Genomic DNA, 17,074 nt, shown 5'->3' with positions numbered 1-17,074 from the left:
GACAGTCGTCTGGCCCGGACAGCGCCTAGTGGGCCACGCCGGCGGCGCCGTGCTCATCGATCAAGGCCCCGGTATTGAAGCGATCGATGGAGAACGGTGCGGCGAGCGGGTGCATCTCCCCCTTGGCAAGACTGGCGGCGAACACATGGGCCGAGCCCGGTGTGGCCTTGAAGCCACCCGTTCCCCAGCCGCAGTTGAAGTAGAGCCCTTTCACCTTGGTCTTGGAAATGAGCGGGCAGGCATCCGGGCAAGTGTCGACGATGCCGCCCCACTGCCGATTCATGCGTACCCGGGAGAAGATCGGGAACATCTCGACGATAGCCTGCAGGGTATGCTCAACGGTCGGATAACTACCGCGCTGGCCATAGCCGGTATAGCCGTCGATGCCGGCACCGATGACCAGGTCGCCCTTGTCCGACTGGCTGATATAGCCATGCACATGGTTGGACATCACCACGGTGTCGAGGACCGGCTTGAGCGGCTCGGAGACCAGCGCCTGCAACGGATGCGATTCCAGTGGCAACTTGAGTCCGGCCATCTTCGCCAGTACCCCGGAGTTGCCGGCGGCCACGCAACCGACGGTCTTGGCCTCGATGTCGCCGCGATTGGTGTGCACGCCGTAGACCTGGCCATCGCGAATCTTGAAGCCGGTGACCTCGGTCTGCTGCAGGATGTCCACGCCGAGCGCATCGGCGCCTCGGGCATAGCCCCAGGCCACGGCATCGTGGCGCGCCACCCCGGCGCGGGGCTGCCAGGAGGCCCCCATCACCGGATACCGGGCGTTCTTGGAGCAATCCATGATCGGCACCAGCTCCTGCACACCCTTGGCGTCGAGCACCTCGCCATCGATGCCGTTCAGGCGATTGGCGTTGACCCGGCGCTGGATATCACGCATGTCCTGCAGGGTATGCCCGAGGTTGAGCACGCCGCGCTGGGAGAACATGACGTTGTAGTTGAGGTCCTGGGACAGCCCTTCCCAGCGCTTCATGGAATGCTCATAAAGCGCGGCGGCCTCGTCCCACAGATAGTTGGAACGCACGATGGTGGTGTTGCGCGCCGTGTTGCCGCCACCCAGCCAGCCCTTCTCGATCACCGCCACATTGCGGATGCCGAATTCCTTGGCCAGGTAGTAGGCCGTGCCCAGACCATGACCGCCCCCGCCGACGATGATCACATCGTACGCCTTCTTGGGGGTGGGGTTGCGCCACTGGCGCTGCCAGTTCTCGTGATGGCTCAGTGCGTGCTTGACCAGCCCGAAGCCTGAATAACGTTGCATGGGATCTCTCCTACTGGATTCCCGCCCTCTCGGGCGGGAAGGGCGTCACGCGATGGAGGCGGCGTCGGCTTGGCTTTCCCGGGGAGTGCCATAGACCGGATGACGAGCGCACAGCTCGGCGACCTTGCCTCGCACCTCGGCTTCGATCTCGGCGGTGTCCTCTTCCTTGGCCAGCACATCGAGGATGTCGCAGATCCAGCCGGCCAGCGCCACGCAATCCTCTTGATCGAAGCCGCGCGTGGTCACCGCCGGGGTGCCGATACGCAGGCCAGAGGTCACGAAGGGGCTCTGGGGGTCATTGGGGACCGCGTTCTTGTTGACGGTGATGTGGGCACGGCCCAGGGCGGCATCCGCGTCCTTGCCGGTCACGCCGAGCTTGATCAGCGACACCAGGAAGAGGTGATCGTCGGTACCACCGGACACCACGTCGCAGCCGCGCTCGACGAAGACCTCGGCCATGGCGCGGGCATTGTCGATGACCCGCGCCTGGTAACGCACGAAGTCCTGGCTCATGGCTTCGCGGAAGGCCACCGCCTTGGCGGCGATGACATGCATCAGCGGACCGCCCTGCTGACCGGGGAAAACCGCACCATTGAGCTTCTTGTAGAGCGCCTCGTCGCCGCTGGCGGAAAGGATCAAGCCGCCACGGGGACCACGCAGGGTCTTGTGCGTCGTGGTGGTCACCACATGGGCATGGGGCAACGGGCTCGGATAATGACCGGCGGCCACCAGGCCGGCGACGTGCGCCATGTCGACCAGCAGCCAGGCACCGACCGCATCGGCGATATCGCGGAAGCGGCGCCAGTTGATCACCCGGGAATAGGCCGAGAAGCCAGCGATGATCAGCTTGGGCTGGTGCTCGTTGGCCAGGCGCTCGACTTCCTCGTAGTCGATCTCGCCGGTTTCCGGATTCAAGCCATACTGGACGGCATGGTAATGCTTGCCGGAAAAATTCGGTGCGGCACCGTGAGTCAGGTGACCGCCATGGGCCAGGCTCATGCCCAGCACGGTGTCGCCCGGCGAGACCAGGGCCATGAAGGCCGCGGCGTTGGCCTGGGCCCCCGAATGCGGCTGGACGTTGGCATAGTCGGCGCCGAACAGCGCACAGGCCCGTTCGATGGCCAGTCGCTCGACCACATCGACGTGCTCGCAGCCGCCATAGTAACGCTTGCCGGGATACCCCTCGGCATACTTGTTGGTCAGATGGGTTCCCTGCGCCGCCATGACCTGCGGGCTGGCGTAGTTCTCCGAGGCGATGAGCTCGATATGCGCTTCCTGTCGCGCCACTTCGTCGGCGATGGCGGCAGCGATCTGCGGATCGGTCTGGGTCAGGTTGTTGTCGTTCATGGCATCACCTGTAGGTTGGCTTCACAACGTTAAGAAAAAGTGGACCACACAGTATTCTGGAAACGACACCGTCATCGCTGTACGAGACCGTCGATATGGGGTCCGGATTCCTTGCCGTCATTAATAGCCAACCCTGGTGACGAGCGATTGAATATATGCGACAACTTTAGCGCCATATTCGCGACCATCCACGCAACATGCTGTTAATGTTCACTTTTCTTTCGCTAAATATTTGAACATCTCCACCAGAGCGCGACGACTCGCGGTACTTCGCCAGCCGGCTCCGATGCAGCGACGTCACGGCTCCCGGACAGGACGCGATTCGATATGCAGGAAGAAAGGATCGACCCGGGTCGCTTCGCGCCCCGAGGCCGTCTTGCGCACCATGGAAGGGGGCGCGCCGAAGGCATCACGGAAGTGGCGGGAAAAGTGGGCCGTGTCGGAAAAGCCGCAGCGTTCGCCGATCTCGGTAACGCTCTTGGCGGTATAGTGCAGCAGCCAGAGGCCGTAGCGTAGCCGCAGGTCACGCGCGAACTTCTGCGGCCCGACCCCGAGCTCATCACGGAACTTGCGCTCGATGTTGCGTCGCGAGGTGCCCACCCGCTGGGCCAGCTCATCCACCGTGATCGCTTCGCCGAGATGCTGCTCGATGATGCCGATGGCACGTCGCACCACCCTGTCCTCGACCTTGTCGAAGACCACCGGCTGGGGCTGGGGGTGATCACCGCGACGCGCCTCATCGATGAGCATGATATGCAGGCTCTTCATGGCCCAGGCCTTGCCCAGGTGACGCTCCACCAGATAGGCCCCCAGATCGGCGGCGGCGGTACCGCCGGCACACGTCAATCGATCGCCGTCATCGACGAACAGGCGATCCGCCACCGGCTCGATATCGGGGAAGCGTCGCGTCAGGTCGCCATGGTGATACCAGCTGACACAGCAGCGTCGACCTCCCATCACCCCCGCCTTGATCAATGCGAAGACGCCGGTGCAGACCCCGATGAGCGGCACGCCCGCCCGAGCCGCCCGACGCAGATAGGCAATCGCCGTCTCGTCCACATCGTCATGCTCGTCCTGCACGCCCCCGATGGTCACGATATAGTCGAACTCGGTCGGTTCGCGAAAGGCCGTGCAGGGCGTGATCGCCGCCCCGCAGCTGGAGATGGCATCCTGACCGGCACTGGTCATGAATACCCAGTGACAGCGCAACTGCCGACTGCGATCGCCTTCGTCCGCGGCCAGTCGCAGGCAATCGACGAAGGCCGCGAAGGGCAGCATGGTGAAACGGCGCAACAGCACGAAGCCGACCGAGAGCGGCGGCGCGGAGGAATCGGTCATGACGGCCTCTTGAACAATACGACCGGGCACCTGGCAGTGTCCCGGTCGCTGGGCGGTGGCGCAATCCCCTTGGCCAGGGGCCAGGGCCGCTCTAGTACGAAAAATCGACGAACGCAGGCACGATTCGTCTATAGCCTAGAAGTCTACCACCACATTACCCAGAGGCTTGCTGCAGCAGGAGAGAATGTAGCCCTCTTCGATGTCCTCGTCGGTGATGCCGCCGTTGTGCTCCATCTCGACCTGGCCACCGGACAAGCCCACTCGACATGTGCCGCATATCCCCATGCCGCATGCCTTGGGGATATGCAGGCCAAGCTTGGAAGCGGCGGCATGCACGGTCTCGCTGGGCAGGATCTTCACGCTCTTGCCGGTGCTGCTGAACTCGACGGTGACCAGGTCGGCAGCATCGACTTCTTCCGCTTCGGCCTCTGCCTGCTCGACATTCTCGATGACTTCTTCCTGGACATCCATCGGCGTGGCACCGAAGGACTCCTCATGGTAGTGCGCCATGTCGAAGCCGTTGGCCTTCAGCAACTGCTTGACGGCATTCATGTAGGGGGTGGGACCACAGCAGAAGATCTCCCGGTCCATGAAGTCCGGCGCCATCAGCTCGAGCATCGCCTGATTCAGATAACCGCGGAACCCCGACCAGGCCTCGCCCAGCTCGTCGCCCCGCTCGCAGACAATATGCAACTTGAATTCGGGGATCCGGGAGAAGATGTGTTCCAGCTCACGATGGAAGATCAGGTCCCGCGGCGTCCGCGCACTGTGCACGAACTGCATATCGACAACGGCGTTGGTATCGAACAACCAGCGCACCATGGACATCAGCGGCGTGATGCCGACGCCGCCGGAAAGCATCAACACCTTGTCGGTCGGGTAGTCGATGATGTTGAAGTTGCCCACCGGACCATGTACCGCCAGTTCATCGTTGATGCTCAGGTTGTCGTGCAGCCAGTTGGAGACCACGCCACCCGGCATGCGCTTGACGGTGATCGAGAAGCTGTAGGGGACCGACGGCGAACTGGAAATGGTATAGGAGCGCATGATCGGCTCGCCATTGATCTCCAGTTCCAGAGTGACGAACTGCCCGGGCTTGAAGAAGAACATGACCGGCTGTTCGGCCATGAAACAGAAGGTGCGGGTATCCCAAGTTTCCTGGATCACCTTGACGCAACGCACCAGATGGCGGCCATTGGTCCAGGTCTGGGTGGTGACGGGGTTGAGAAAGTTCATGGTCATCGTCGCGTCGCCTAATGCTGCAGCATGGAGGTGTCCGACCGCGGTTCCCGCCTGCCGTTGAGCGAATTCTGCGCAGCCCCGCCCCCGTCGACTTGCCTGTCAGCGACACGGGCATATCCGTGGCATCCAGAGACGTCAATTTTTCTGATACCCGGCGTCGTAACTGCATCGTCCGGCGTCGTCGATGGACATCCCTCGCCAACGGCAGTGTTCCAAACTCGCTGCCAATGCGCCACGACCCATACCCTGGCGCGGCCCACTTGACCCTGACCGGCTCCTCCCAACCCACAATCCCGAGGCCACGCGAGTGGTCCTGCAATGAGGAAGTGCTTCCATGGATTCCCTGTCCTTCGCTCGTCTGGATGATCCCCTGGCTCCCGCCCGCGACGCCACGGCCGACATGCTGGCCCAACGTCGTCGTCACTTCTCGTTGCCGCAACCGTTCTATAACGACGAACGACTGTTCCAGCTGGATATTCAGGAAATCTTCGAGAAAGAATGGCTGTTCGCCGGCTTGACCTGCGAAATTCCCGCCAAGGGCAACTTCATCACCCTGGAAGTCGGCGACAACCCGGTGGTCATCGTGCGCGGCAACAACGGCCAGGTACATGCGTTCCATAACGTCTGCCGGCATCGTGGATCACGGCTATGCCTGCAGGACAAGGGCAAGGTCGCCAAGCTGGTCTGTCCCTATCACCAGTGGACCTATGAACTCGACGGACGGCTGCTGTTCGCCGGCACCGACATGGGGACGGACTTCGATCTCTCCGCCTACGGCCTGAAACCCATTAATGTCAGGACCGCCGGCGGCTACATCTTCGTCAACCTGGCGGAGCAACCGCCGACCATCGATGAACTGCTGGAGACCCTCGAGCATTACCTGGACCTCTACGACATGGACAACGTCAAGGTGGCCGCGGAGTCCAGCATCGTCGAGCAGGCCAACTGGAAGCTGGTGATCGAGAACAATCGCGAATGCTATCACTGCAATGGCGCACACCCGGAATTGCTCAACTCGCTACAGGAATTCGATGACAGCGAAGACCCTCGCGCTACGCCAGCCTACAAGGCACTGGTAGCACGCAAGCAGGGTGAGTGGCAGGCCATGGGCGTACCCTGGCAGCTCAAGCGGATCGGCCGACGCAACCGCCTGACTCGCACCCCGTTGCTGAATGGCACCGTTTCCATGACCATGGATGGCCAGCAGGCCTGCCGGAAGCTGATGGGACGCCTGCCGAGTCCCGATCTCGGCGTTCTGCGTCTCCTCCACCTGCCCAATTCCTGGAATCATTTCATGGGCGATCATGCCGTGGTCTTCCGTGTCCTGCCGCTGGGGCCGCAGAAAACGGTCGTCACCACCAAGTGGCTGGTGCACAAGGATGCCGTCGAGGGTGTCGATTACGATCCCGACCAGATGCGTCGCGTCTGGGACGCCACCAATGATCAGGATCGTCGGCTCGCCGAAGAGAACCAGCGCGGCATCAACTCTCGCGCCTATGAGCCGGGCCCCTACTCGGAGACCTTCGAATTCGGCGTGATCGACTTCGTCGACTGGTACAGCGAACGCATGCTGGAAAACCTCGGCCAGGCATCCCACCTGACCCTGGCCCAGGGCTGAACGCGGCCGGACGAGAACGCCGGCCCGACTTGCAGGGCCGGCCCCGTACGGAATCAGCGCAACCCGGGCAACAGAAAACGCTCGATGGCCGCCCTCACCGAGGGCAACAGCACATCCGACTTGTCCATCATCTCGCGTACCAGCTCCTGAAGCCCCGGCACCCCCACTTCCATATGCTTGAGCAGTGCCATCCGGGCACAGGTCTCGGGACAGGCATGCTCGGGGATGCGAATCCCCAGCGCGACCAGCCGGTCGCGAAAGTCGTCCCCATCGATCAGCTCAACGATCATCATCGCGTCATCCTCCCTTCGGCCATCGCCGCATCGACGTATTCCGGCACAACGCTGGGCCACGATGCGCGTGACGCCTGCTCTTGACGAAGATTGGCATCGTCCCGAGGGACAGGCAATGCCAAAAGAGGTCCACCCGGAAAACCGGGTGGACCTCGTCGAGCCACCACCTGGTCGACTTCAGGCAGCGACACTGCCATGAGGATCCAGGACGAATTTCTTCGCCGCGCCACCATCGAAGTCGGCATACCCCTTGGGCGCCTCATCCAGAGTGATCATCTGGACATTGACCGCATCAGCGATCTTTACCTTGTCGAACAGAATCGCCTGCATCAGAGGTCGGTGATATTTCATGACCGGACACTGCCCGGTATGGAAGGAATGGGATTTCGCCCAGCCCTGGCCGAAGCGCATGCTCAGAGCGCCTTGCTTGGCGGCTTCGTCAGCGGCCCCAGGGTCCTCGGTCACATACAGGCCCGGAATGCCGATCTGCCCGCCGGCACGGGTCAGCGACATGGCAGAGTTAAGCACGGTCGCGGGCGCCTCCTTGCCATGGTTGCAGCCACAGGCGTGGGCCTCGAAACCGACACAGTCGACGAAGGCATCAACCTCGCGCTCGCCCAGGATCACCTCGATCTTGTCGGCCATGTCACCATCCTGGGTCAGGTCGATGGTCTCGCAGCCGAAGCTGCGGGCCTGTGCCAGACGTTCCTCGATCATGTCACCAACGATGACGCAGGCCGCACCCAGCAACTGCGCGGATACCGCCGCAGCTAGACCGACCGGGCCCGCGCCGGCGATGTAGACGGTGCTGCCGGGGCCGACACCGGCGGTGACACAACCATGGAAGCCGGTCGGGAAGATATCGGACAACAGGGTCAGGTCACGGATCTTCTCCATCGCCTGATCGGCATCCGGGAATTTCAGCAGATTGAAGTCGGCATAGGGCACCATGACATAGTCGGTCTGCCCTCCGGACCAGCCGCCCATGTCGACGTAACCGTAGGCGGCACCGGGACGAGCCGGATTGACGTTGAGACAGATACCGGTCTGACCTTCCTTGCAGTTACGGCAGCGACCGCAGGCGATATTGAAGGGTACCGAGACCAGGTCGCCCGGCTTGATGAACTCGACATCGCGCCCAGCTTCAATGACGATTCCCGTGATCTCGTGGCCGAGAACCAGCCCTTCGGGGGCCGTGGTGCGGCCTCGTACCATGTGCTGGTCACTGCCACAGATGTTGGTGGTCACGACCTTGAGAATCACGCCGTGCTGGCATTTGCGATTGCCAAGCGCAAGTTCCGGGTAGGGAATCGACTCGACGGCGACTTGCCCTGGCCCCTTGTAGACGACACCGCGGTTGGCTGTGCTCATGGTTATCTTCCTTCGGCTTGTTGTGAGAGGCGGAAGCTCCGCTCCACGACCATAGCCCCTCCACAGGAGTGCACTGTTCCCAGCGAGTCACCGTCATGTCAAAACAAGACATCCTTCATGACGCATCGAAGAATGATGCGCCAGGGGCCCTGCCAAGGCAGGACCGAATGATGCGATGGGACCGTTACCTCGGCCCCATCGCACCGTCGAAGAGCCGCGGCCGCGTCCGGCGACCGCGGCTTCCCTAGGTCAAGGTCATGCCACAGTGAGGACAGACCTCGGCACCACTACGCCGTGCAGCCACCGATGGCCTTCCGGTCAAGGGGGCAACGGTCTCCATGCGCCGACGGGCCGATGGAATGCCCGGGTCGAGTGGCCGAATGGCACCGCCCTCGACATGCAGCCCGATATCACGCAGCAGATGCGCATTGAGACTGCCCAGGGGCGCGGGAGTTGCACGACGAGTGCCGCCCAGATACCGGGGCAGCCGACGAAACAGCGAGGAAAGCATCATGTCTCGGTCTCCTTCGTTGGGTATCGAGGAGGCCGGGATCCTGTCGAGGCGGGCGGTCATCACCCGGAAAGTATTACAGGCCGCGGCAAGATCCGCGGCCTGCGAGGTGTCAGACTCGTTCGACGGCACACGGACAGGCAAGCGCTCGCGGATCATGCTGTCGCATGATGGCGAGGCCATAACCTGATGCGGTGCGCGAATGATTCATGTCGTCGACTCGTCTGAAACGGCGTTTATCACCGGCTCGAAATATGAGCCGGCACTTATCTTTTACCCCGCGAGACGAAACACCGTCAACCCTCGCCGGCGCCATGACCGACGACGACCCCGACGGATGTCTCGACGCCACCCATTGGCAATTTTTCCTTGTTCAACGAACTTTGGTTGCCCGGCACGGGGCCATTGATTTACAAAGAGTCTCGAGATGATGAGTGGTGCGTTTCCGGTCATGGAAAGGGCATGGAACCAGCCCGTTACGGGAAGCCACCGGCATCGCTTCCTGGCGAATTCGCCTCGGAGGTGATAGTCATGTTGAACTACCTTCAGCGATACGGATTCGCTGTCACCACAGGAGATTACCATTTATGTTTGACCGCCTCGCGCCGCGCCTCTACCTCGCTGTCCTGCTTGCACTGCTGGCCTTCGCCCCCCAGGCCTTCGCCCAGCAGCAGCCGACGGGCAATGCCAACGTCGATACCCAGCAGTTTCAGGATTGGCAGGTGATCTGTCCGCAGGATGCCAGCCAGGGGCCCTGCACCATGAATCAGGTCATCACCAACACCGAGAACGACCAGCCGATGATGCGTGTGGTGATCGCCAACCCGCCTCAGGCCGATAGCCCGGTGATGACCTTCCTGTTGCCGCTGGGCGTTCGCCTGGCGCCGGGCCTGCAGCTCAGCGTCGATAACGGCGAGCCCGTGCAATTCCCCTACCAGGTCTGCCAGCAACAAGGCTGCCGCGCCGACGTGCCGCTCCAGTCCTCGCTGTTGCAAAGCCTGCGAGGCGGCACCTCAGCGACCCTGAGCCTGATTGCACCGGATGGGCAGCGCATGGATCTGAATATCTCGCTGATGGGCTTCACCGACGCCATGGCCCAGATCTGATATCGTCCCGGGTATCAGCGATACACAAGAAAACGGCGGCCTTCTGCAGGCCGCCGTTTTCGTATCTCGGGAAGGCATCATCAGCCCGATAGGCACGCCGAGCTGCCTTCGAGTCCTCGTTGTCAGCGCAATACCTCTTCCTCACGCAGCAACTTCAGTATCGCCTCGGCGCCCTGCTCCGGCGTCACATCCGTCAACACCTGGCCGCCCCCACCTTCGGCCTTGGCCGCCGCTGCCTTGAAGCGGTCTCGCGCCGATGCCGCCTTGACGATCTTCAGGCGTTTGGGGCGCTTGCGGGCCGGCTGCACCTGCCATTCGGCCCATTCCTCGTCATGACAGACCGGTCCGGCGAGCGCTTCGAACGTCCCGCGCCGCGCCGGCCCATAGGCACTCTGGCGCGGCGCGGGAGCCGCGCCATCGACGGTGACGATGGCCGGCAGCCGCACTTTCAGGCGGCGCCGCTGGCCTCTCGGCAAGGCCTGCAGCAGAGTCGCCACTCCATTCTCGACGCCTTCCACCGCTGCCAGACCGCTCACCAGAGGCCAGCCGAGCCGCTCGGCCAGCAGATAAGGCAGCAACCCTGACCCTTCGCCCCGCTCGGCACGCTCACCGGTGATCACCAGGTGCGGCGCCGCTGCGTCCAGGGCTTCGGCCAGGGCAGGCACCACATCGGCCCCCTGCGGCTGCTCGAGCAATGACAGTTCCGAGAACCCCATGCCCAGATAGCCGCGCAACGCCGCCTCGCTGGTTTCTGCCTGTTCACCGGCATGCAGCAGTTGCACCTCGGCACCTTCCAGTGAACGCGCCAATTCCACCCCCCGAGCATCCTGATCGGCGCGCCTCGCCCTGCCGGTCACCGGATGACGGCCAATGGACACCAGCACCGTCACCTCCAGTCCCGGATTGATGGATGTTTCAGGCCGCATCGCGTTTCTCCTCTCGCGCTTGCTTCACCAGGGTGACCAACGCCTCGAGTATCCGGGTCGAGTCCCCGATCACCGCGAGATCGGCACGTTTGATCATGTCGCACCCCGGATCCATGTTGATCGCCACCACCTTCTCGCAGGTCTGGATTCCCTGCAGATGCTGGATGGCGCCACTGATGCCAACGGCCACATAGACCCGGGCACTGACCCAGGTGCCGGTAGCCCCGACCTGACGGTCGCGCGCCATGAAGCCGTCATCCACCGCCACCCGCGACGCCCCTTCGGTGGCTCCCAGCACCTCGGCAGCGTGATGGAACCCGTCCCAGTCCTTGACGCCATTGCCGGCGGAGAGAATGAACTCGGCCTCGGACAAGGCGACCCCGGACGGATCGACGGGCACCTGTCCGAGATCGTCGATGCGTGACAGCATCGACGGCAACGACTGGGGCAAGGACAGTTCAGCGGCAGCATGGCATGTCTCGCTGATCGGCTCGGCACATTCGGCCAGGGCCAGCGAGACCCGCGGCAAGGGACGCTGAATATCCAGTGACTCTGCCGCACCGCGCGCGATGCAGCGCCATCCCGACGGCAGCTCGGCATCCGCCTCGACCTGCCAGACCCCCGTCGCCGGGCGTTCGCCCAAACGGGCCGCGAGGCGTCGACCCAGCTCGCCACCGCCCAGCTTGGAGTCCGGCAGCAGCCAATGGCGAGGCGCCCACGATTGCTCGACCAGCGTCAGGGCAACCAGCCGCGCCTCGGGCGAATACCCCGCCATCTCCGGCGAGTCGAGATGCAGCAGGCGATCGATGCCCGCCTCACCGAAGTTCACTTCCTTGTGAGGGCCGAAGATGACGGCTACCACGACGCCCTGCGTGCCCGAATCCACATCGGCAAGACGGCGCGCCAACCCGATCAGATCGCGGTCATGGCTGCTCAAGCGACCGCCGGCCATGTCGGGTACCACTACCACCGAGAAGGCCGGATCATCGATCTCGACCCGCGGCTTCTGAACAGCGACCGACGTCGATGCTCCGGCACCGGCCACGCCCTGTTGTGCTCCACTGCGATCGATCCGCCTGAGGCCATTGGGTCCGACGAAGCCCACCGCATGAGGGTTGCGGCGAATCACGCCGTTCGGCCCCATCCATTCGCTCGCCGCCCCCATGCCCAGCTCCGCGAGCACCTCCAGATGCTGTGGATGCAGGCGGTTGCGGCCGATCCACTCCTTGCGGGGATCGCGACGCCTGAGATCACTCATCACGCCACCTCCTCAGCCAACGGCTGCTGGGCCAATCTCGGTTTGGATACCTTGGACGGCGCGCTGTCGACCAGCGCCTCCGCCACCAGCTCGGCGATATCGCGAACGTCGGCATCACTGTCGACCACGCCTTCCAGCATGGCCGTGCATTGCGGACAGCCCACAGCGACCAGATCGGCACCGGTTTCCTGGACATCGCCCATGCGCATGTCGGGAATCCGCTGCTTGCCGGGCACATCGGTGATCGGCGCGCCACCACCGCCGCCACAGCAGCGCGAACGGTAACCGGAGCGTTGCATCTCGGCCACCTCGATGCCCAGCGCCTTGAGCACATTGCGCGGTGCCTCGAATTCGCCGTTGTAGCGTCCGAGATAACAGGGGTCGTGATAGGTCACACGCCCCCCTTTCCAGGCACGGAATTCGAGGCGCCCGGCATCATGCAGCTCGGCGATGAAGGTGCTGTGATGGGAAACGGCATAGTCGCCGCCCAGTTCGCCGTACTCGTTGCCCAGCACATGGAAACTATGTGGATCACAGGTGACGATGCGCTCGAAGCGGTATTTCGACAGCGTGGCGATGTTGCGACGGGCCAGCGACTGGAAGGTCGCCTCATCGCCCAACCGGCGCGCCACGTCACCGCTGTCCCGCTCTTCGTCGCCCAGCACCGCGAAATCGACACCGGCAGCACGCAGCACCTTGACCAGAGAACGCAGGGTCCGCTGGTTACGCATGTCATAGGCGCCGTCGCCCAGCCACAGCAACACCTCGGCCTGGCCTTGCTGCGCCATCAGCGGCAGCTCCAGGTCGGCGGCCCAGTGCATCCGGGCGCCGGGATCGAAACCGCCGGGATTGTCGGTGGCGATCAGGTTGTCGAGCACCTCGGCCCCCTTGCCGGGCGTCTGGCCATGCTCCAGCGTCAGGAAACGCCGCATGTCGACGATGGCATCGACGTGCTCGATCATCATCGGACATTCCTCGACACAGGCCCGACAGGTGGTACAGGACCATAGCGTCTCGGCATCGACCAGCGCCTTGCCTTCCCGAGCCACGATGGGGCCATGCGGCGAGCCATGGTGCTCGCCCACCGGGCGATCCGGATAGGGACTGCCGGCATACCGGGCGTCGCTGCCACCGGCCAGGCCCACCACCATGTCCTGGATCAGCTTCTTGGGATTGAGCGGCTGGCCGGCCGCGAAGGCCGGACACACCGCCTCGCAGCGGCCGCACTGCACGCAGGCATCGAAACCGAGCAGCTGGTTCCAGGTGAAGTCGCTGGGCGTCTCGACACCCAGGGTGGCGTTCTCGTCGTCCAGGTCCAGGGCCTTGAGGCCGGTGGAGCGATTGCCTTCCCCGAAGCGCTCGGCGCGTCGGTGGAAGGCCAGGTGCAGGGCGCCGGCGAAGGCGTGCTTCATCGGGCCGCCCCAGGCCATGCCGAAGACCATTTCGCCCAGCCCCCAGACCAGCACGGCGGACAGCAGGATGGCCAGGATCCAGTGTCCAAAGTCTTCCGGCAGTATGCCGACCGTCGGTAAGGTGATCAGGAAGACGCTCAGCGAGAAGGCCATCAGGCTCTTGGGCAGGCGCATCCACGGACCCCTGGAAAGCCGTGACGGCGGATTGCGACGACGGCGCGCCACGAAAAGACTGCCGACGAACATGGTGGCGCTGGCCAGCAACAGCAGCCAACCGAGCACGCCTTCGGCCAGCCCCAATCCATGGACCAGAATCATCAGCACCGCGGCGGCGACGAAGCCGCCGGCGGTGGCCACGTGGGTGTTGGACATCACCTTGTCCCGCGCCACGACATGGTGCAGATCCACCAGATAGCGACGCGGCATGGCGGCGAGTCCCTTGAGCAGGTCGACCCGCGCGGGCCGCCCCTGACGCCACAGGCGGACGCGCCGCCCGGCGCCGATCACCGCCAACGCGAGCGCGGCGAAGATCAGTATCGGCAGGAGGGTATCGAGCATCTCGTCTCACCTCATCGGCGAGCTGGAAGCTGAAAGCCGAAAGCTGGAAGAAAGGGCGAAAAGCGCGGGTTTTCCTTCCAGTTTCAAGCTTCAGGCTTCCAGCTAGGGGTTAAAAGTCCTTGCACAGACGCAGGGCATCATAGATCGCGGCGTGAGTATTGCGCGGCGAGGTGCAGTCTCCCAGGCGGAACAGCAACAGACCATCGCCCTCCTCCGACAGGCAGGGCTGTGGTTGAGCGGCGTAGAGCGCCTCGATATCCACCTGCCCCTTGTTGCGGGACTGAGGCTTGAGGGCATAGTAGAGCGCTTCATCGGGCCGTACGCCGTTCTCCACCACGACCTGATCGACCACTCGTTCTTCCTGAACGCCGGTGTACTCGTTCTCCAGCACCGCCACCAGGGATTCGCCCTCGCGGTAGACCTTGTGAAGCCCCAGGTCGGAGGACATGATCACCTCCTTCTCGTAGAGGCTGCGGTAGTAGGTCGGGAAGGTAGTACCGCCTACCGCGGATCCCGGCTTGATGTCATCGGTGACGATCTCGACCTTGGCTCCCTTGTCGGCCAGGTAGTCCGCCGCCGAGACACCGGAAAATTCGCAGATGGTGTCGTAGATCAAGACGTTCCTGCCCGGCTCGACACGACCTTCGAGCACGTCCCAGGTACTGACCACCAGGCTCTTGTCGATGTCTTCGTCGTAGCCCCATTCCTCATACTGTTCGAGGAAGGGACGGCCGCCCGTGGCCAGCACCACGACGTCCGGACGCAGGTCGAGGATAGTGGCCTCGTCGGCCCGAGTTCCCAGGCGCTGATCGACGCCCAGCCGCGCCAGTTCGAGTTGATACCAGCGGGTGATGCCGGCGATCTGGTCACGCTGCGGCGCCCTGGCGGCGATGGTGATCTGCCCCCCGAGCTGTTCGGCGGCTTCGAACAGGGTCACCTCGTGCCCTCGTTCGGCGGCGACACGGGCCGCTTCCATGCCCCCGGGGCCACCCCCTACCACGACCACCCGTCGCCTGGGGCCTTCGGAAGCCTCGATCTCGTGCGGCATCCCCATGTACTCGCGAGACGTGGCCGCATTCTGGATGCACAACACATCCAGGCCCTGATACTGGCGATCGATGCAGTAGTTGGCGCCCACGCACTGCTTGATTCGATCGACCTGATCCATCTTGATCTTGGTGATGAGGTGCGGATCGGCGATATGCGCCCGGGTCATGCCCACCAGGTCGACGTGCCCTCCTTCGAGGATCCGATTGGCCTGATTCGGATCCTTGATGTTCTGGGCATGAATCACCGGCGTCTTGACCACTTCCTTGATGCCAGCCGCCAGGTGGAGGAATGGTTCCGGCGGATAGGACATGTTGGGGATCACGTTCGCCAGGGTGTCGTGCGTATCGCAGCCGGAGCCGACCACACCGAAGAAATCGACCTGGCCGGTGGCATCATAATAGGCGGCGATCTGTTTCATGTCCTCGTGGGACAGACCGTCCGGGTGGAACTCGTCGCCGCAGATACGCATGCCTACCACGAAATCGTCGCCGACTTCCTCGCGAACGGCCTTGAGCACCTCCATCCCGAATCGCATGCGATTCTCGAAGCTGCCACCCCACTGATCGGTGCGCTTGTTGACCCGTGGACTCCAGAACTGATCCATCAGATGCTGGTGGACGGCAGAGAGCTCGACGCCGTCGAGGCCGCCTTCCTTCGCCCGGCGCGCGGCCTGGGCGAAGTCGCCGATGATCCGCCAGATGTCCTCTTCCTCGATGGTCTTGCAGGTGGAACGGTGGACCGGCTCACGGATGCCGGACGGTGACAGCAGGTTCGGCCAGTCGAAGCCGTCCCAGCGAGAGCGACGTCCCATGTGGGTGATCTGGATCATGATCTTGCCGCCGTGCTTGTGCACGGCGTCCGCCAGATTCTGGAAGTGCGGAATGATGCGATCGGTGGACAGGTTCACCGAGCTCCACCAGGCCTGGGGACTGTCGATGGAGACGATCGAGGAGCCGCCGCAGATGCACAGCCCGCAGCCCCCCTTGGCCTTCTCCTCGTAGTATTTGACGTAACGCTCCGTGGTCATGCCCCCATCGGTGGCATGCACCTCGGCATGGGCGGTGCTCACCACCCGGTTACGAATGGTCAGGTTGCCGATCTGGATCGGCTGGAACATCGCATCGAACGCCATGGTCTCTCTCCTCAGCCTTGGTCCTGGGTATCACGCGGCACGGTGACGAAGTAGCCGACGTCACATCCCGCCTCGGCGGCGCTCTGGGTCTGTTCCGCGATGGTCCGCCGTTGACTGCCCCGAGCGGCGAGGATCTGGTCCATGGCACCGGCGAACCAGCCGGTGAACATGTACTCGACCCGGCGCCCGACCTTGCCCAGTTGATAGACGAAGGCACTGTGCTCGAGCCGCACCCGGCAGGTACCGGCTTCGAGATCGATGTGTTCGGTGATGAATCGCCCCCAGCCACGCTGGGACAACCGCGTCATGTAATGCTCGAACACCGCCTTGCCTTCCAGGCCGTGGCATTCGGCCTCCTTTTCACACCAATGCCAGGCGCTCTTGTAGCCGGCGTCATAGAGGATCTCGGCATACGTCTCGGCGCCGAGCGCCTCTTCCACGGCCACGTGGTTGTTGATGAAGAAGTGACGCGGCACATAGAGCATGGGCAGCGCATCGGTGGTCCAGACACCGGTCTCGACGTCCACGTCGATGGGCAGTTCGGGGGCCATCTTGGTCACGATCGTATTCCTCGAATCTTGCTGATTGTTATGGGGCTTCAAGCAGTTGCCGTTGGCAGTACCGCTCGGGGCTGAT

General features: G+C 63.4%; 14 protein-coding genes. 2 read left to right on the top strand and 12 right to left on the bottom strand.

Translation table 11 applies throughout. From position 1 onward, the window contains the following. Positions 1-25: 25 nt before the first annotated feature. From LU493_RS11080 to LU493_RS11065, 4 genes are all read right to left on the bottom strand, one after another. Entirely contained in the window at positions 26-1,276 is a 1,251-nt protein-coding gene (locus tag LU493_RS11080; protein WP_275287860.1) for a sarcosine oxidase subunit beta family protein, read from the bottom strand. A 45-nt stretch (positions 1,277-1,321) separates the two neighbouring features. After that, a complete protein-coding gene (gene glyA, locus LU493_RS11075; RefSeq protein WP_275287859.1) occupies positions 1,322-2,623 on the bottom strand; it encodes a serine hydroxymethyltransferase in 1,302 nt (433 codons plus the stop codon). 297 nt (positions 2,624-2,920) lie between these two features. Then, entirely contained in the window at positions 2,921-3,961 is a 1,041-nt protein-coding gene (locus LU493_RS11070; RefSeq protein WP_275287858.1) for a GlxA family transcriptional regulator, read from the bottom strand. Between the two features lie 135 nt (positions 3,962-4,096). Further along, positions 4,097-5,203, bottom strand: coding sequence for a hybrid-cluster NAD(P)-dependent oxidoreductase (locus LU493_RS11065; protein WP_275287857.1), 1,107 nt, complete (start codon positions 5,201-5,203; stop codon positions 4,097-4,099). A 334-nt stretch (positions 5,204-5,537) separates the two neighbouring features. Between LU493_RS11065 and LU493_RS11060 the strand changes: the two genes are divergently transcribed. Then, complete coding sequence (locus LU493_RS11060; protein WP_275287856.1) at positions 5,538-6,821, top strand: aromatic ring-hydroxylating oxygenase subunit alpha; 1,284 nt, start codon at positions 5,538-5,540, stop codon at positions 6,819-6,821. A 53-nt stretch (positions 6,822-6,874) separates the two neighbouring features. On the opposite strand, the gene LU493_RS11055 is transcribed toward LU493_RS11060, so the two are convergent. The 3 genes from LU493_RS11055 to LU493_RS11045 all read right to left on the bottom strand — a co-directional run bounded on the left by LU493_RS11055 (position 6,875) and on the right by LU493_RS11045 (position 8,999). Beyond that, positions 6,875-7,114, bottom strand: a complete 240-nt coding sequence (locus LU493_RS11055) for a hypothetical protein (protein WP_275287855.1) — start codon at positions 7,112-7,114, stop codon at positions 6,875-6,877. Positions 7,115-7,291: 177 nt separating this feature from the next. Then, positions 7,292-8,485 carry a formaldehyde dehydrogenase, glutathione-independent gene (fdhA, locus tag LU493_RS11050; RefSeq protein WP_275287854.1) on the bottom strand — a complete coding sequence of 398 codons (1,194 nt, stop codon included), beginning with the start codon at positions 8,483-8,485 and terminating at the stop codon, positions 7,292-7,294. 244 nt (positions 8,486-8,729) lie between these two features. Beyond that, positions 8,730-8,999, bottom strand: a complete 270-nt coding sequence (locus LU493_RS11045) for a hypothetical protein (protein ID WP_275287853.1) — start codon at positions 8,997-8,999, stop codon at positions 8,730-8,732. A 584-nt stretch (positions 9,000-9,583) separates the two neighbouring features. Between LU493_RS11045 and LU493_RS11040 the strand changes: the two genes are divergently transcribed. After that, positions 9,584-10,102, top strand: a complete 519-nt coding sequence (locus LU493_RS11040; protein WP_275287852.1) for an invasion associated locus B family protein — start codon at positions 9,584-9,586, stop codon at positions 10,100-10,102. Between the two features lie 122 nt (positions 10,103-10,224). On the opposite strand, the gene LU493_RS11035 is transcribed toward LU493_RS11040, so the two are convergent. The 5 genes from LU493_RS11035 to LU493_RS11015 all read right to left on the bottom strand — a co-directional run bounded on the left by LU493_RS11035 (position 10,225) and on the right by LU493_RS11015 (position 16,998). Continuing rightward, positions 10,225-11,028 (bottom strand): electron transfer flavoprotein subunit beta, encoded by an 804-nt coding sequence (locus LU493_RS11035; protein WP_275287851.1) that lies wholly within the window; start codon positions 11,026-11,028, stop codon positions 10,225-10,227. Next, complete coding sequence (locus LU493_RS11030; protein WP_275287850.1) at positions 11,018-12,286, bottom strand: electron transfer flavoprotein subunit alpha/FixB family protein; 1,269 nt, start codon at positions 12,284-12,286, stop codon at positions 11,018-11,020. Before LU493_RS11030 ends, LU493_RS11035 begins: the two co-directional genes overlap by 11 nt. Further along, a complete protein-coding gene (locus LU493_RS11025; protein WP_275287849.1) occupies positions 12,286-14,256 on the bottom strand; it encodes a (Fe-S)-binding protein in 1,971 nt (656 codons plus the stop codon). Before LU493_RS11025 ends, LU493_RS11030 begins: the two co-directional genes overlap by 1 nt. Before the next feature lie 109 nt (positions 14,257-14,365). Next, positions 14,366-16,438 (bottom strand): dimethylglycine demethylation protein DgcA, encoded by a 2,073-nt coding sequence (gene dgcA / locus LU493_RS11020; protein WP_275287848.1) that lies wholly within the window; start codon positions 16,436-16,438, stop codon positions 14,366-14,368. Between the two features lie 11 nt (positions 16,439-16,449). After that, a complete protein-coding gene (locus LU493_RS11015; RefSeq protein WP_275287847.1) occupies positions 16,450-16,998 on the bottom strand; it encodes a DUF5943 domain-containing protein in 549 nt (182 codons plus the stop codon). Between the last annotated feature and the right edge of the window lie 76 nt (positions 16,999-17,074).

It is taken from the genome of Halomonas elongata, from assembly GCF_029081005.1.
Taxonomy (GTDB): domain Bacteria; phylum Pseudomonadota; class Gammaproteobacteria; order Pseudomonadales; family Halomonadaceae; genus Halomonas; species Halomonas elongata_B.
The sequence above is the reverse complement of the archived record's forward strand: the minus strand, read 5'-3'. Positions and strand labels throughout refer to the sequence as shown.

Bases quoted from the DNA above. Each gene is read 5' to 3' on its own strand.
- LU493_RS11025 (WP_275287849.1), bottom strand. From the start codon at position 14,256: ATGCTCGATACCCTCCTGCCGATACTGATCTTCGCCGCGCTCGCGTTG.
- LU493_RS11060 (WP_275287856.1), top strand. From the start codon at position 5,538: ATGGATTCCCTGTCCTTCGCTCGTCTGGATGATCCCCTGGCTCCCGCC.
- LU493_RS11070 (WP_275287858.1), bottom strand. From the start codon at position 3,961: ATGACCGATTCCTCCGCGCCGCCGCTCTCGGTCGGCTTCGTGCTGTTG.
- LU493_RS11055 (WP_275287855.1), bottom strand. From the start codon at position 7,114: ATGATGATCGTTGAGCTGATCGATGGGGACGACTTTCGCGACCGGCTG.
- LU493_RS11045 (WP_275287853.1), bottom strand. From the start codon at position 8,999: ATGATGCTTTCCTCGCTGTTTCGTCGGCTGCCCCGGTATCTGGGCGGC.
- LU493_RS11065 (WP_275287857.1), bottom strand. From the start codon at position 5,203: ATGACCATGAACTTTCTCAACCCCGTCACCACCCAGACCTGGACCAAT.
- LU493_RS11035 (WP_275287851.1), bottom strand. From the start codon at position 11,028: ATGCGGCCTGAAACATCCATCAATCCGGGACTGGAGGTGACGGTGCTG.
- LU493_RS11040 (WP_275287852.1), top strand. From the start codon at position 9,584: ATGTTTGACCGCCTCGCGCCGCGCCTCTACCTCGCTGTCCTGCTTGCA.
- dgcA (WP_275287848.1), bottom strand. From the start codon at position 16,438: ATGGCGTTCGATGCGATGTTCCAGCCGATCCAGATCGGCAACCTGACC.
- glyA (WP_275287859.1), bottom strand. From the start codon at position 2,623: ATGAACGACAACAACCTGACCCAGACCGATCCGCAGATCGCTGCCGCC.
- fdhA (WP_275287854.1), bottom strand. From the start codon at position 8,485: ATGAGCACAGCCAACCGCGGTGTCGTCTACAAGGGGCCAGGGCAAGTC.
- LU493_RS11080 (WP_275287860.1), bottom strand. From the start codon at position 1,276: ATGCAACGTTATTCAGGCTTCGGGCTGGTCAAGCACGCACTGAGCCAT.
- LU493_RS11030 (WP_275287850.1), bottom strand. From the start codon at position 12,286: ATGAGTGATCTCAGGCGTCGCGATCCCCGCAAGGAGTGGATCGGCCGC.